Genomic DNA, 15447 nt, shown 5'->3' with positions numbered 1-15447 from the left:
AGCGAATTCGAGCGCCTGACTTGGTAATTCGCAAAGGAAATATGTTTGCCCGTTTTCGGCGTAGATCGCCGGATGTTCGCCGCCAGTCGAATACGGTCGAATTACAGCAGCACGATGGTGATCAGGACGGCCCCCGCGCACACCATCACGGCAATCGCGAGCGCGACGAAATCGGCTCGGCTCGGACCGGCCGGATGAGCGGTCAGCTCACCGGTTCCACCGCGTGCGGTGATGGCCTCACCCAACTCGCCGGCCCGCCGGGTGGCGACCGCCATGGCGGCGGTGAGGATGTCCACCAGCGGATTCGCGGATCCGCGTGCCATGCCACCGTCCTTGGGGCGCAGGCGACGAGCGGCGCGCAGAATGCGGATCTCGTCCAGGAGCAGTGGCAGGCCGCGCAGGGTCAGCGCCACCACGACCGCCCATTCGTCGACCGGAATCCGCAGGGCCCGCAACGGCGCGCCCAGCTTCGCCAGCGCGGGGGCGATCTCGCTCATCGGCGTGGTCCAGGCGATCAGGAACGAGGTCGTGAGCAGCACCAGCGCGAACAGCGTGACCTGGAGATAGCGCAGTACCCCGTCGACGCCGGTCGGCACCGTGATCAGGCCGCCGAGCACGATGAGCGCCCAGAACCACCACGGCAGCCGCGGCAGTGTGCCCAGCGGCAGCCGCGCCAGGAGCGCGATCACCACCAGGAAGGCGACCATCACGCCGAGCACCGGCCAGGCCGGCCAGAACATCAGCACCAGGCTGATCAGGAAGGCCGCGATCATCTTCGTCCCGGCCCACAGCCGATGAATCGGGCTGTCGACCGGTACCACCCGCAGGAGCACCATGCTCATCGCGCACCCCCCAGCGCATCGCCGTGCCGGTGACCGTGCGCGCGGCGCCGAGTGCCGGAGGGGTCGGTGGTCGTCGCCGGATCATCGGCGAGCACCGCCGCGGGCTGGGCTTCCAGGATCCGCCCCGACTGCAGGTGGACGGTGCGATCGCAGACACTTTCCATATCCGCCACATCGTGGGAGATGACGATCAGGGTCAGGCCCGAATCACGGAGCCGGGCAAGGAGTTCCACCACCTCGGCGCGGCCCTGCGGATCGAGTCCGGCCAGCGGCTCGTCGAGCACCACCACCTGCGGGCGGCTGGCCACGATCGCCGCGAGGACCACCCGCTTGGCCTGACCGCCGGACAGCTCCTCGATCGATCGCGAAGCCATCGCTCGATCCAGTCCGACCTCGTCGAGCGCGCGCCCCACCGCGCCGGAGCCGGTGCCGTGGCCACCCCAATCCTCGATCTCGGCGCCGACGGTCTGGCGTTGCAGTTGCAGCCGGGAATGCTGGAAGGCCAGTTCGACATCGCCGATGCGCTTGTGCACCGGACGCGCACCACTGTGGTCGCGCAGTCTGCAGCTGCCCGTGGTCGGCACCACCAGTCCGGCCATGATCCAGGCCAGGGTCGATTTCCCGGAGCCGTTGCCGCCGACGACGAGCAATGTCTCACCGCGATAGACGGTCAGGTCCACACCGCGCAGGGCGGGCGCGGCCCACGGTGTGCCGCGGTTGTAGGTGTGGCGTACGTCGCGCATCTCCAGCAGCGGCTCACCGATCGGCCGGCTGCGCTTGCTGTGCGCCGGTCGTGGCCAACTCGGCAGGCGATCGACCTGGCGGCCGCCGGACAGGTGGATGACCCGATCCGCTGCCGCGGCATCGGCCTCGTGGTGGGTGACCAGCACGACCGCCATGCGGTGCCGGGCCGGCAATCCGGCCAGCAGCGCGACCAGTTCGCGGCGGCCGTCGGGATCGATCATCGAGGTGGCCTCGTCGGCGACCAGGAGTGCCGGATCGCGGGCCAGCGCCGCCGCGACCGCCAGCCGCTGTTGCTGGCCGCCGGACAGAGTGGCGGTCTCCGCGTCGCCGAGCCCATCGAGCCCGACCTCGCACAGCAGTGCGTCGATATCCACCGCGCGGGCGGACTCGGCCGGTAGCCCCCACACCACGTCGTCGGCGACCAGGACGCCCAGGGTCTGACTCTCCGGTCGCTGCAGTACCAGTGCGGTGCCGCCGCTCACGCCCAGTCCGGCCGAGCCCGGGCGTTCGACGGTGCCGCCGGTGGGCGGGCGTCCGGCGAGCAGCCGGGTCAGCGTCGATTTGCCGGATCCGTTGTGTCCGACCACCGCCACGAATTCCCCGATCTCGACGGTCAGATCGATGTCGGTCAACGCGTTGTCGCGCGCACCCGGATACCGGAACGAGGCTGCGCGCAACCGCACCGGCAGCGGGGCGACCGGCCGGTTGTCGTCCGGGGCGTCCAGCTTGTCCCGGCCCGGCAGCCATTCCAGCCGGTCGAGTACCGAGCCGAGGACGAACCAGGAGAACACCGCGGTCAGGACCACCCCCGCGAGGACGCCCACCCCGATGTAGAGCCACCACCAGCTCAGCACGCTGTCGGTGATCGAGACGACCGCCCGGCCGAGCGATTCCAGCTGCGGCTGCCGCGACAGCAGATGCTCGATGCCCTGGGCGATATTGCGGATGTTGTCGAAGACCAGCCGCCGCGAGGCGGCGAACAGGAACAGCATGCCCACCGAGAACGCGGCCCAGCACAGACCGGCCAGCGTCGATACGCACAACACCGTGAACAGACCGCGGTGCCGGCGTTTGACCGTGCCGATGATTCCGCCGATCGTGGCCGCGCTGACCACGGTGGAGGCCGGTACCAACCCGGCCGCCACGAAGCTCACCAGCGTGGCCGCCACGGTCGCGCCGAGGATGGCCCGCAGGCGATACCGCTGGGCCAGCAATCCCATCGGCACCGCGGCGACGAGATTGAGGGCGGCGGCATACGGGACGACCGAACCGATGGTCACCAGTCCGACGGTCACCCCACCGAGAACCGCCGCGGTGGCGAGTTCGACGGGGCGCAGCGGGCCGTGGTGGATACGCGGCTCGGCGCCGGCGGTTGATGGCGCGGTCACGGCTCAAGTCTGCCAGTACCGGCGACGGGCGGGCCCCCGCTCACGGTGTGGTGATCGGGTCGGGGGTATCGGTGAGGTAGTCGTCGGGCCGCAAGGTTCGGGTGCGCAATCGGTACGCGGTGACGGTGCCCGGCCAGTTGTTGGTGATGCGGCCGGCGGCATTGCGATACCAGCTCGAACAGGCGGTCCACGGTGTGCGGAGCAAACGGCGCTGGGTGTGCGCGTCGAAGGCGGCGGCGGTCTCCGCCTTGACCTCCAGCCGGGAACCGGGATGCTCGCTCAGATAGCGCACCGCCTGGCGGATGTAGCGGGCCTGACATTCGATCATGTAAACGATCGAGCCGATACCCAGATTGGTGTTGGGTCCGTACATGAGGAACAGATTCGGGAACCCCGGCACCGCCATTCCGAGGTAGGCGCGGGCTCCCTCGTCCCAGACCTTCTCCAGTTCCAGCCCGCCGCGGCCGAAGATCCGTATCGGCCAGAGGAATTCGCTGCCCTTGAAACCGGTGCCGTAGATGATCACATCGGCCGGGTGCACGGTCCCGTCGGAGGTGCGGATCCCGTCCGGCACCACCTCGGCGATGTGGTCGGTGACCACGTCCACATTCGGCCGTGTCAGCGCCGGGTAGTACTCGTTGGAGAACAGCACCCGCTTGCAGAGCACCGGATAGTCGGGGGTCAGCTTCTCGCGCAATCGGGGATCGGGCACATCCTGGCGCAGCGCGCGGGTGCCGAGCCAGGTCGCGATCCGCCGGATCGGCGGTATGGCGGCCAGTCCCAGTGCGAAGAACTCCAGGAAGCACCACACCCACAGTCGCTGGGCCAGGCGCAGCCCGGGCACGTACCGGAACAGCGCGTGATGCACCGGGTGGTAGGCGCGGTCGGTGCGGCTCACCACCCACGCCGCCGTGCGCTGGAACAGGGTCAGCCGCTCCACGACAGGGGCGATGGCCGGTACGAATTGAATTGCGCTGGCGCCGGTTCCGATCACCGCGACCCGCCTACCGGTCAGGTCCACCGCGTGATCCCATCGCGCCGAGTGGAACGACGGCCCGGTGAAGCTGTCGATCCCCGCGATATCCGGCATCCGCGGTCGGGAAAGCTGGCCGACCGCGCAGATCAGCACATCGGCGGTCCGGATCGTCCCGTCCGCGGTGCGGACCGTCCATCGTTCGGCGGATTCGTCGAATCGGGCCTCGGTGACCTCGGCATCGAACTCGATCCGGTCGAGCAGCCGGTATTTCGTGGCCACCGTGTGCAGATAACCCAGGATGTCGGCCTGGCCGGAGTAGCGATGCGGCCAATCCGGCTTCGGCTCGTAGGAGAACGAGTACAGCGGCGAGGGGACGTCGCAGGCGGCGCCGGGATAGGTGTTCTCCCGCCACACCCCGCCCAGGTCGTGCGCCCGCTCCAAGATGGTGATGTCGTCGAAACCATTGCGCCGCAACTCGATTGCCGCGCCGAGACCGCCGAATCCGGCTCCGACGACGATCACCGAAGGCATGGTCGCGGACATGCGCGCGCTCCTCGAATCGAGAACAGTATCTTCACTGTAGGCGCGCGCGGCCCGCCGGGATGCCCGATCAGCAGGGCTGAATCGGGATTCGTCCGCCCATCGGCACCGGGCGCAGGATCGAGGTCAGTCGTCGCCCGTCGACCGCGTGCAGGACCACCGACGGATCGGGTGCGTAATCGATCGGAACCTCGCCGGGGGTGTGGACCTCCCATTCCCCGCCGATCGCCGAGGCCACGCTCGGGGCCACCACCAGTGGCCGCCCGCCGAAGAGGGTGACGCCCATGGCGTGCATATGTCCGGCGAGGACGCCGAGGATGCGATCGTCGACGGCGACGGTGCGCTCGAGGCGCTCGGGATCCGCCAGCCGGATCGGATCGACGACCGTGGAATACATCGGCATCGGCGGATGATGAAGCGCCACCAGTATCGAGCTGTCGGCGGGCGTGCGGGCGAGCAACCGGTCCAGCCAGGCGTAGGTGTGCTCGCCCAGCGCGCCGCCGCCGGAACCGGGGACGGTGGAGTCCAGCAGCGCCACGGTCAGGTCGCCGAGCTCGACGGCCTGGTTGACCGGCCCGTCGGTCGCGGGTTCGTCCAGCAGGCCGCGGCGCAGATTCGCGCGGTCGTCGTGGTTGCCCGGCAGGACGTACAGCGGGATATCGGTGCAGAGGACCTTCTGGGCCTGCTCGTACTGGGCCGCGGTGCCGGATTCGGTGAGGTCGCCGGTCACGAGAATGGCGTCGGGTCGTCGCGGTAATCGATCCAGGTAGCCGAGAACCGTGGCGACACGTTCGGCGTTGTGCGGTGTCAGATCGAAGTGGGTGTCGCTGATCTGTGCCAACAGCATCATGGCGTCCGCTTTCTCGTGGGATCGCACCATTGCGCCCGTACCGGGTAGCGGCCTGCGCGAACCTGCGTGAATCCCTGCGGCGTCGGCCCCGGGCCGTTCGCATCGGTCGCCTGCGGTGTGCCGTTCGCGGCACACACTCATCCAGCCTAGAAGGCCCGCGGTCCGTAGTCTCCATGATGCTCGCCACGGATTATGTCGATGAGCTATGAATATTGATGAGCTATGAATATTTCCGATTACGCTCCGGCGTCGCGTTGCCGCGCGCGCACGCGTTCGTACGCCTCGGTCAGTCGTGTCGAGGCCAGCGCCTTGTGCGGGTCCGGGCGTGGAATGTTCAGGTGGATTTCGCGGAGCTCGGCCATGAGATCGGCGGTCAGCTCGGGCGAATCGGCGAGCAGTTGCGCGCGGATCGCCAGTTCGGGAGTGGTTTCGCGGTACCGCACGCCCCACTGTCCCAACGCCACCATGATCGGCACGGTGTCGATGGCCGCGGCGGTGAGCCGATAGGCGGCCTTCTGTCCTCGCGCCGCGTCGTCGCGGGTGAGCAATCCGGAGGAGACCAGCCGCCGGAGGCGATCCGCCAGGATGTTGGAGGCGATGCCTTCGTCATTGCGGGAGAGAAGCTCGCGGAAATGTCGACGCCCGCCGAAGACGATGTCGCGCAACACGATGATCGTCCACTGATCGCCGAGTACTTCGACGGCGGCGTTGATCGCGCAGCCCGATCGAGGGCTCCGGAACATCTCTCACCTCCAGAGTGATTGCAAAACGCAACTCCACTACTCTATGCTCCGTGTAGCGATTGTGAAATGCAACCACTTAGGGAGATCCATGTCGCGTCACCCCAGAGTCCGAGTCGACCTGCTCAACGTTTCGCTGGATGGTTACGCCGCCGGCAACACCATCACTCTCGACGAGCCGATCGGGGGCGCGGGCGAGTTGTTCGGGGCATTCGACGGCAGGGTCATCGCCGGCATCCACAACGCGGACGCGCCGATCACGGCTGATCGCACATTCACCAGCGTCTGGGGACAAGGTGTCGGCGTGGAGATCATGGGGCGCGGCAAGTTCGGGCCGCAGCGCGGTCCCTGGCCCTCGGATGGTTGGCGTGGCTGGTGGGGCGACGAACCGCCGTTCCGTACCCCTGTCGTGGTTCTCACCCACCACGCCCATGAACCGATCAGCTTCGAGAACGGGACCTCATTCCACTTCCTCGACGCCGATGCCGCCGGGGCGCTCGATTACGCGCGGGAACTCGCCGCCGGCGGCGACATCCGCATCGGTGGTGGGCCGTCGACCGTGCGCCAATTCCTCGAATCGGACCTCATCGACTTCATGCACCTGGCCATCGTGCCCGTGGTGGTAGGCAGTGGAACCCCGCTGTGGGACGGGCTCGGCAAGATCCACGAGCGATTCGACATCGAATCCGTGGCAACGCCGAACGGGGTTGTGCATCAGTTCTGGAACCGCCGTGGACGCAGCGGCGAATAACGGACGAATCGGGACGCCGCATCAGGACCCGATCTCCTCGACAGCACCGAGAAGGAAGTAGCAATGACTGTCCGGGTGGACCTCAACATCTCCCTCGACGGATTCGCCACCACAACGGATCAGACGCCCGAAAACCCGATGGGCGAGGACTGGTCACGGTTGGTCGGCGCCTACACCGCGACGCGCACGTTTCGCGAAAGAGTCCTCCACGACACCTCGGGCGAAGGCACCACCGGGGTCGACGACCGATACGCGCAGGCGTACTTCGCCGAGGTCGGCGCGGAAATCATGGGTGCGGGAATGTTCGGGTTGCACAACTTCCCCGACGATCCCGAGTGGAAAGGCTGGTGGGGGGACGAACCGCCATTCCATGTCCCGGTTTTCGTGCTGACCCACACCGCGCCGCGGCCATCCATCGAGATGGCCGGTGGTACGACCTTCCATTTCCTCACCGCGACCCCCGAAGAGGCGCTCGATCGCGCGCGTGCCGCCGCCGGAGACAAGGACATTCGCGTCGGCGGTGGCGTAACCGTCGTGCGTGAATTCCTCGAAGCCGGGCTCATCGATCAACTGCACGTCGCCGTCGCGCCCATCCTCCTCGGCCGTGGCGCACGTCTGTGGGATGACCTGCGCGGTCTGGAGTCGCGCTATGACGTCGAGGCCGAGACCGCCGAGAGCGGTACGACGCACCTGACCTTCCGTAGGTGACCACGGAATCGGAGTCGGCAAGCCGCTGTGAGTAGCGGTTCAGGCACCCGCGCCGGGTGGTTGCCTTCCGAAGATCTGGTCGAGTCGCTCTGCGGTGGGCATGACAGCGCGGAAGTAGGCGTCGTGGTTGTTGGAGGGATCGGCGGGCATGCTCGCTACGGTGGTAGTGACCGCTGACACAGTTCGAAACTGGTTGCTATAACAAGAGTTCGGTGTGGGCTCTCAGACGCGTGCGTGCCGTGTTCCGAGCTCTCGGACTCGGCGCGCGAGGACGCGGGCGTGGTTGACGAATCCGTCATGGTTCATGGGTTGGATGGTGTAGCCGGCGGGGTCCTGGTGGATGTAGTAGCGGCCGTCGCCGGGGAAGTCCATCCACACGAAGCCCTGCACGCCGTCGGTGCGATTGTCGAGGAATCTGCCCGGGTAGCACAGGACTTCGCCCCAGCCGGTGCGGGGGCGGGCGAGGAATGTGTTCATGCTTTCCCGGAGCGTGGGCCGCCGTTGCCAGCCGAGGGACTCGGGCTCGAGGTCGAGTTCGGACTTGAGCCCGCCCAGTTCGTGGCGGCCCGCCGGAACTTCGGGGAGCATGCCCGCGAGCAGGCCCAAAGCTTGCACGTGCGTGCACAGGCTGACCGAAACATCGCCGCTCACACCGGGTTCCGGGTCGGGGTCCTGGATGGCGACCGCTGCACTGGACGGGCCGAAACCGGCGTAACCGCGCAGCTGGGTAACGGGGTTGTCGGGGTCGGGGCCGAGGCGGCCGTGCACATGCAACCGGACCTGCGGCTCGGTGAGCGTGCCGATGAGCCGGGCGAAGTCGTCGTCCACGCGCGGGCGCAGGCTGTCGATGGCTTCGCGCCGCTGACGAGTCAGATCCGCTTCATCGGTGGCGCGCAACGCATTCCAGGTCGGGTACGGCAGGCGGTCGCGTTCCATCGCGAACAGTGCCGCTTCGTACTGCGCACTGGTCAACTGCCAGTGGATCACCGATACTCTCCCGGCGCTCTGCCACGATCGGGGTTCGCCGGCCGGGCCGGTCGTTCCTGCGACGGATCGTCCCCGATCACGCCGTAGGCGGGCAATACCTTGCGCCCGTCCTCGATCCATTCCTCGAGATGCTGCCCGCGCAGATACTCCGCGGACTGACGGTCCTTGTCCTCCTCGGACTTGCCCTTGCCGCCCATCCCGGGTGACATACCCGGCGTACCGGCGGTGCCCGCCTGCCCCGGTGCGCGCATTCCCCCCGAGGAGGCGGCCGCGGGTGCCGCGACCGGGCCACCGGGTATCGACGACCCGAGTCCCGGACGCGCCGCGCCACCACCCGAACCGGACAGGCCACCACCCAGCCCCGAGCCGTGGGAACCGCCGCCCAGTCCGGATCCGGAGGCGCCGCCACCCAGCCCGGATCCGGAGGTGCTGCCACCCGGCCCGCTCGGATCGAATCCCGCGGCGGTAGTGGAGGCGGAGTCCGGTGTGTTCGAACCTGCTGTGCTGGAAGGGTTCTGACTGCTTCCGGGAGTGGTCGAACTCGGCTGTGTTTCCTGAGACCGACCGCCATCGGTCCCGGTGTTCGGATCGGAGCCCGGATTCACATCGCCGGGCTTCGGATTCTGGTCGCCACCACCGGAATTCGAGGGGCCCGGCCCCGGGGAAACCGGTCCCGGGCCCACCGGGCCCACCGGGCCGACCGGGTTGGCGGCCGGATAGACCGTAGGAAGCACCGGCACTGCCTGGTCTCCACCACGAATTCCGGGTGAGTACACGTTCCGCAGCACCTGCAGAGCCGCCTGCCGCGCCTCTTCCTTCTGTGAATCCTTGTCCTGCTGCTCGGCGAGGATCGGCAGCTGTGGCCCCGTCGGAGCCGCCGCCGGACCCAACGTGGGCGATCCCGGAGGCAGAATCGGCCCGGTGCCGCTGGGCGCCATCGCCTGCAACAGCGGGGTCAACATCCGGAAAGTCTCGTCGCTACCACGCTGAGCGAAAGCGATCTTCATCGCGACCATCGACGCCGACTTGCCGATATCGCCGACAGAGTCGAGAACACGCCCGAACGTCTGAGCCGCCTTCTGACCGGCGATTCCCTCCCAGCCGTTCCCGATCGCGTCCTGGACGACCTTCTTGCGCGCCGTATCCGCGCCATCGGCCATACCCGACCCGATATTGCTCCACGCTTCCGAAACCGCGTGCACGACATCGGGTTTGATCTGATAAGTCAGATCGCGAATCTGCTCCAGCGTCAAATGTTCGAAGTCGTCTCCGCCGGTGATGGACTGCGGGTCGACATCAACACGAAGCTGATCGGCCAGAACATTGATCTGCTGCTGCAACGCAAGCTGATCACCATCCCAAGCCTGCGTATTGGAACCCGACACCATCCCCGCGTAGAAGCTGTTGCTCATCGCATCGAGCCGGCGCAGGAAGTCGCCACTACCTTGATCCAGGTAGCTCGAGGGTTCCGGAGGGGGAGTCACGGTTGTGCCCTCTGGATGCCTTCCGCTGCGAAATCAACGGGAAGGTGATCTGTCGACTTCGAGTTCGCCTGCTGAACTTCGTGCGAGAGAGCCTGCCGTACCGTTGGCCGCGCACCGGTACGTCGCCCCACTTTCGATCGCATGACTGGGCCCCCTCCTGCTCGCCGCTGCATGGGGGACGCGCTGAATCCCCCTGCTTCGGAGACTTTATCGCAGGTGTTCGCGCCGTGCCCAGCCGATCCGTGCGTAGGTGCACTCCGGTTCGACCGTGATCACGTCTGCGATTCGAACCACCATCGACGGCACGACGGCGCCGTCGAAGTGAGCAACGCTCGGAACGACAACGGCATCGACACGATGTGTCTCGGCAATGTTCCGGAGGTGCAACCCAAGGTCATTGCCGGCGCTCGTCGACGTGACGATCGTCCGCAGGTGGTATCCGAGTCGCTCCGCCAGAGCGCGGATCCGAATCTCATCCCGCGGCTGATGTGCACCGGACACCTCTCGCCGCAGGAAGCCGATCGCGTCGATACTCATAGCGCATCGTCGAGATTGCCGGCGAACTCGCCTGCCTGGTCGAACCGACAGTCGAAGCCGAACTTCACGTGCCGAACAGCAGCGGAGCGGGGTGTGAAACCCCCTCGGGTTTTGTGCGGCCCGACAATCGCATGCAGTCTGGTCAGCACTCGCTCATGATCCAGCTCCGCCTCGGTCCGGGCAGGCCACTGGGAACCGAGTTCTCGACAGTAGCTTTCGAATACCAACCGTCGATGGAGTGCGGCAACGGTCAACCCGTCCGCGCGTGGCGGCAACCAACAGCCGAGGCCTATGAGGATGCCGCAGACGGTGACCATCATCGCTGTCGTTATCGCGAACATGTTCAGTCCATCTCATCCCGTGCGGACAGGGCTGCTCCCGCGGCGAGCCGAGCCCGGCAGTCCGGAAGGCAGTCGCGGTGGGTATTCCACAGGCGGCGAGCGCAGTCGGGTTCCAGCTGACTGGGTTCCCAGGTGCAATCGTCCGCCGGAACCGACTGCACAACGATCGGATCCCCTGCACCGGCTCGCCACAGCCGAGGCGGCGCGGTGGTCACCAGATCGAAACCGGCGCTGACGAATTCGTCCGGGCTATCGATGTGTGTCGCGTCGACCACGATGATCGCGGCAGCTCCCATGCTCGCAGCGATGTCCAGGGCGTACCCGACTGGATCGCGGGTGCCCTGCGGAGGCCGAACGGTATAGATCCATCGATATCCGAGATGGTGTGCGTAGCATTGGATGTCGAGTGCGTGCGCGGCCGTGTCGATGCCGGACAGTTCCGTCCGCACCAAACCGACGGCCTTCGGCCTGGAGGCCGATGGCACAGCACCGGACTTGTCTGTCAGCGATTCGATCATGTCAATCCTCCCCGTCTCGATCGCTCTCGCCGCCATCGCGGATCGATGCGACGGTCCCGCTCTTCGAAGTGCGCCTCGGCCACAACACGATCGCGGTGTAGACGCCCGCTGCCAGCCCAAGGCAAAGCAATAGCAAGCCGATCATGGAATCACCCACAATCGCTCACATGGCAGTCGCGCACAGCTCGGGTCTGGAGCAGTGAATTCGACTGCCGCGCAACCGCCGTACCGCTGCCAGTGGTGCGCGAACCGTCGTGCCGCCGATTCGCATGCCACAAACGTCAGCGGATTCCGGCAGGACGAGGTGAGATAGATGGACACCATGAGATCCGGCTCTGCGGGAAGAGGCGAGAGCGGCTGGCTCGCGGTGCTTTCCGAAAACCTCATCGAGCCTCACCCGCGTCCCGGGCGGTGAAAGTCGACCGATCATCGACAACGCGCGTACCGGACCATGGGCACCGTTCGCCCTCCCGGACGTGATGTGCGGCGATCTTTCCGTCGACCAGTGGAATCAGCCCGGAACACAGCCACGACGGGCAGGCCACGCCGACCAAACACTGTGCATCCGGGGAGAAGCTGCCGATCCCACACTGGGACAACAGGATCCACGGAGTATCGGTGCTCGGCACCTTGCTACCACCTCCTCGTGAGTGGGCGCTGCCGGCAGTGTGGCAACGACAGTTGTTTTGTGGCGGTGTGGGCGCTGGTGGTCGTGGAGACGCGATGGGCATGGCGGACCTCACCTGTACCGTGCCAGTGCACGGAATCGTTTGGGGCAGAACGGAATCAGGAACAATCAGCTGGCGAAGGGCGATCGCCTTCAACTGCGTGCAACCCAGCGCTACGCGATCGCTGGGTCCCGCAAAGTGGAGCTGTGGTCGGACTGTCGAACAGCTACAGCACAGCACCTCACCCTGGACCTACGCACGCGGTTTTGAATATTCAAATCATTTGACTCAATTCCCCACGACCAGATTCAGATCTGCGGCATGCTTTGCTCAGGTTCGCGAATGATCTCGTTCAGTCCGGAGGAGAAGTCGCATGTCAGGGAGTCAATCCGCAACGTTGCTCCGCCGTCAGCTCGGGAGATTTCTTCGCGAGCGCCGCCTGGAGGCCGGGCTGACCATCGCGCAGGCCGCGCACGAGGTTCAGCTCAGCACTGCGGCATTACAACGGATGGAGACCGGTCGACCTCAGAAGCTTCGCAAGCAGGATGTCCGCGAACTGTGCGAGCTGTACGACGTGGACAGCGATGAGACAGGTCGGGCTATCGGCCTCGCTGCGAAGGCCGCGGACAACCCGGACATCACGGCGCTAGGTGGCATGTTCAGCAACGCCTTCAACATGTACGTCGGAATGGAAGCGGCGGCGCGGAGCCTGGTTTCATACCAGGCCGTGGTGCCGGGGTTGCTCCAGACCACCGATTACGCGCGGGCTCTCATCGGCTCTTATCCCGGCTACGTACAGGAGGAAGTCGACCGCCGGGTCGAGGTCCGCTTGAAGCGGCAGAAGATCCTGACCAGGAAGGCGAATCCTGTTCGACTGGAGGTTCTGCTGAGTGAATCCGCCCTACGACAGGTTGTCGGCACACATCGTGTGATGAGCGCCCAGCTACGAGAACTGGCCGAGGCGGGCAAGCGGCCGAATGTCACGATACGAGTCCATCCATACCGCGCCGGATTTCCCTGGGGGATCGTGCCGAGCCAGTTCGTCATCATCGAATTCGGAACGAACGCCACCGGTGAGGCCGTGGAACCGCCTGTGGTCTACCTCGATGGGGGGATGAGCAGCGATATCTACCTCGAAAACGAAGACGACGTGCGGAAGTACCATGAACTGGTCGAGATCATCCGGCACACCGCGCTGGACGAGACGAGCACGCGAAACCTGCTACGGCAGGTGGCAAGGGAGCACGACGGTGAGTGTTGATTTATCGGGTGAGCAGTGGCGTAAGAGCAGCTACAGCGAATCCAATTCTCAATGTGTAGAGGTCGCTTGGCTCACCAATGGCACTGTTGGTGTTCGTGATTCGAAGAATCCGGGCGGACCGGCGCTGGTCTTCGCGCCAGATGAGTGGGATGCATTCAACGCGGGTCTGAAGGCAGGACGGCTCCGCGAGCTGTAATGCGCTGCTGGACTTGCATGGTACTTGCCACTGAGGAGTTCTGAGGGGTGAGTGCCGACATCAGACCCGAAATTTGCCCACCCAGCGGATGGTGACCAACGCCGCTGAGACGGCGGCGAAGACCGCGGTGTCCGGACTGAACATCTACCAGGAAGAACTCGTCGCTGCTCGACAGCGCTGAATCGTTTACCATCCCTAGGGCGGGGGGTCGCCGGGACCGTCCCGGGACGGGAGACCCGATGCGGCGAGCGATAACTCTTGGGGCGGCGGCTACTCTCACAGCAGGGGTCCTGGCCGCCTGCTCGTCCGGCGAGTCGGGGACAGCGACGACGGTTGCTTCACACACGGTCGCGGCGACAACCACAGCCCAGGTAGCAACTTCCGCGCAGGTATCGTCATGGAAACCTTGTGAAATACCGGATTCCGACATCTCAGCGGTCGGACTAAACCCGGCGACCAAGCAAGAAGATGGTCCCGGAGAAGTGAAGTTCCCCGGGGTGGATATCTGTGCATGGCTCGGGCAGAAGTCGAACTGGTACCAGCTGAACGTCTACTCGGATCACTCGCATAGCTACGACGAGGTTGTACACAACACCAGGCTGTATAAGGATCCGGAGCCGATTACCGTTGACGGTCGCCCTGGTACCCGATTGGTCAGCGCCACCTCCGATCACGACTGCACTATCGCTGTCGACGCCAAGAACCCTGTGCAGTTCCAGGTGTCGGCGAAGCTCAGCGCTGAGCAACCAGGGGATGCCTGCGCCGAGGCCACCAGGATCGCAACAGCTCTAGCCAAGCATGTTCCGAACTAGCGAGGGAACTATGTCCGAACTCAGCACTATCCAGCAGCTCGCAGCGGAGGTAGACGGCGGAAACTTGCGGCTGAAGGTTCGTCGGGACAAGCTCGATGAGGCGATCAAAGGCCTTCAGGACCTCATCGATCGTATCGACACGATGGGGCAAAACTTGAAAGACGTCGAGTACGTCACAGGTTTCGGCGGTTTCCAGATGGGACTGGACCTCGCCACCAAGTTCACCACCAAGGGAAGCGGCGAGGACGGGATCAAACAGCGGGCCACCGAGGTTCAGAAAGAGCTCAAGGCGGCTCAAGAACTCATCCTCAAAGCTGCTCGAGCCTACGCCGAGACCGATTCCGAATACGCCGATGTACTGAGCCGAACTGAAGTTTAGTTCCTTCTTTTCGGGTGGAAGCATAGTCTGCGCCGCCTGAAAGCGCGTCATCCCTGTGTTCCGTAATGAAACATGCAGTGACACGACCTATTTGGTGGCCAGCGCACAGAGCCTCCGATTCGCGCATCGACTTCAGCGGATCGAAGCAGTCGCAAGGGCTATCGGACTCCTCCACTGCGCGCAGCACTGTCACCAGCGGAGTGCGGCTCGGCATGTCGCTCTTCCTCCGCCGTCGGTTGCTGCTGGGGTGATAGCGGCCGCGCGGAGGAGAACGAAGTCCACCGGCCCTGTCGGCCGTACAGTGGCAGCGGCGGACGCAGCGGCAGTGGTCTTCAACCTTTCTGTCCAGCACGCTGTTACGTTGAAGTGCTGGCATCTCGGTGGGAAGGCGCCGGCCTCAGAAACATGAGGAGGGGACCGTGCTGAAGGCGGACATCGATCAGCTCGACAAGCTCGCGAAGACACTGACCACAATCGGTGGCGAGATCGATCACATCAAGGTCAACGACAAAGCCAATGAAGTGATTACCGCGATGCCGGGATCATCGGTACCTGCGGCTTGCGTTCAGACCGGTGCCCATGTGGAAGGTGCGATGCTGCGAGTCGGGGAGCGGATGAAGGACCTGGCCGTCCGGATTACCGGCTGTACGAAGAATATGCAGACGACCGACGAGCAGTTTGCGCAGAAGATGCACGAACTCGACTTCCGCAAGTAGGGGGCACCG

At 65.5% G+C, this 15447-nt stretch carries 16 protein-coding genes; 7 read left to right on the top strand and 9 right to left on the bottom strand.

Translation table 11 applies throughout. From position 1 onward, the window contains the following. Positions 1–101: 101 nt before the first annotated feature. The 5 genes from LKD76_RS28420 to LKD76_RS28400 all read right to left on the bottom strand — a co-directional run bounded on the left by LKD76_RS28420 (position 102) and on the right by LKD76_RS28400 (position 6083). Positions 102–842, bottom strand: coding sequence for an energy-coupling factor transporter transmembrane component T family protein (locus LKD76_RS28420; RefSeq protein ID WP_227984462.1), 741 nt, complete (start codon positions 840–842; stop codon positions 102–104). Continuing rightward, positions 839–2974 (bottom strand): ABC transporter ATP-binding protein, encoded by a 2136-nt coding sequence (locus LKD76_RS28415; RefSeq protein ID WP_227984461.1) that lies wholly within the window; start codon positions 2972–2974, stop codon positions 839–841. Before LKD76_RS28415 ends, LKD76_RS28420 begins: the two co-directional genes overlap by 4 nt. Positions 2975–3014: 40 nt before the next feature. Next, a complete protein-coding gene (locus LKD76_RS28410) occupies positions 3015–4493 on the bottom strand; it encodes a flavin-containing monooxygenase (protein ID WP_227984460.1) in 1479 nt (492 codons plus the stop codon). Between the two features lie 67 nt (positions 4494–4560). Continuing rightward, complete coding sequence (locus LKD76_RS28405; RefSeq protein WP_227984459.1) at positions 4561–5340, bottom strand: metallophosphoesterase; 780 nt, start codon at positions 5338–5340, stop codon at positions 4561–4563. 236 nt (positions 5341–5576) lie between these two features. After that, positions 5577–6083: a winged helix-turn-helix transcriptional regulator gene (locus tag LKD76_RS28400; RefSeq protein WP_227984458.1), complete on the bottom strand. Its 507-nt coding sequence runs from the start codon at positions 6081–6083 to the stop codon at positions 5577–5579. 88 nt (positions 6084–6171) lie between these two features. Between LKD76_RS28400 and LKD76_RS28395 the strand changes: the two genes are divergently transcribed. Together LKD76_RS28395 and LKD76_RS28390 are read left to right on the top strand one after the other, a co-directional pair. After that, complete coding sequence (locus LKD76_RS28395; protein ID WP_227984457.1) at positions 6172–6831, top strand: dihydrofolate reductase family protein; 660 nt, start codon at positions 6172–6174, stop codon at positions 6829–6831. Between the two features lie 63 nt (positions 6832–6894). Next, positions 6895–7539 carry a dihydrofolate reductase family protein gene (locus LKD76_RS28390; protein WP_227984456.1) on the top strand — a complete coding sequence of 215 codons (645 nt, stop codon included), beginning with the start codon at positions 6895–6897 and terminating at the stop codon, positions 7537–7539. 222 nt (positions 7540–7761) lie between these two features. Here the strand turns inward: LKD76_RS28390 and LKD76_RS28385 are convergent, their stop codons facing one another. The 4 genes from LKD76_RS28385 to LKD76_RS28370 all read right to left on the bottom strand — a co-directional run bounded on the left by LKD76_RS28385 (position 7762) and on the right by LKD76_RS28370 (position 11406). Next, on the bottom strand, positions 7762–8475 hold the full coding sequence (locus tag LKD76_RS28385; protein ID WP_227984455.1) for an ESX secretion-associated protein EspG: 714 nt from the start codon (positions 8473–8475) through the stop codon (positions 7762–7764). A 47-nt stretch (positions 8476–8522) separates the two neighbouring features. Next, positions 8523–10010, bottom strand: a complete 1488-nt coding sequence (locus tag LKD76_RS28380; RefSeq protein WP_227984454.1) for a hypothetical protein — start codon at positions 10008–10010, stop codon at positions 8523–8525. Positions 10011–10543: 533 nt separating this feature from the next. Next, a complete protein-coding gene (locus LKD76_RS28375) occupies positions 10544–10888 on the bottom strand; it encodes a hypothetical protein (protein WP_227984453.1) in 345 nt (114 codons plus the stop codon). 2 nt (positions 10889–10890) lie between these two features. Beyond that, positions 10891–11406: a hypothetical protein gene (locus LKD76_RS28370; RefSeq protein WP_227984452.1), complete on the bottom strand. Its 516-nt coding sequence runs from the start codon at positions 11404–11406 to the stop codon at positions 10891–10893. A gap of 1041 nt (positions 11407–12447) precedes the next feature. On the opposite strand from LKD76_RS28370, the gene LKD76_RS28365 reads away from it, so the two are divergent. The 5 genes from LKD76_RS28365 (at position 12448) to LKD76_RS28345 (ending at position 15438) form a co-directional block, all read left to right on the top strand. Next, on the top strand, positions 12448–13335 hold the full coding sequence (locus LKD76_RS28365; RefSeq protein WP_227984451.1) for a helix-turn-helix domain-containing protein: 888 nt from the start codon (positions 12448–12450) through the stop codon (positions 13333–13335). Further along, on the top strand, positions 13325–13531 hold the full coding sequence (locus LKD76_RS28360) for a DUF397 domain-containing protein (protein WP_227984450.1): 207 nt from the start codon (positions 13325–13327) through the stop codon (positions 13529–13531). Before LKD76_RS28365 ends, LKD76_RS28360 begins: the two co-directional genes overlap by 11 nt. 239 nt (positions 13532–13770) lie before the next feature. Further along, entirely contained in the window at positions 13771–14343 is a 573-nt protein-coding gene (locus LKD76_RS32400) for a DUF3558 domain-containing protein (protein ID WP_227984449.1), read from the top strand. Between the two features lie 10 nt (positions 14344–14353). After that, positions 14354–14722: a hypothetical protein gene (locus LKD76_RS28350; RefSeq protein ID WP_227984448.1), complete on the top strand. Its 369-nt coding sequence runs from the start codon at positions 14354–14356 to the stop codon at positions 14720–14722. Between the two features lie 419 nt (positions 14723–15141). Next, the gene (locus LKD76_RS28345; RefSeq protein ID WP_227984447.1) at positions 15142–15438 is read left to right on the top strand and encodes a hypothetical protein; all 297 of its coding nucleotides are present in this window, start codon (positions 15142–15144) and stop codon (positions 15436–15438) included. The last annotated feature ends 9 nt before the right edge of the window (positions 15439–15447 follow it).

It is taken from the genome of Nocardia spumae (genome assembly GCF_020733635.1).
GTDB lineage: Bacteria > Actinomycetota > Actinomycetes > Mycobacteriales > Mycobacteriaceae > Nocardia > Nocardia spumae.
This window is presented reverse-complemented; position numbering and strand designations above follow the sequence as displayed.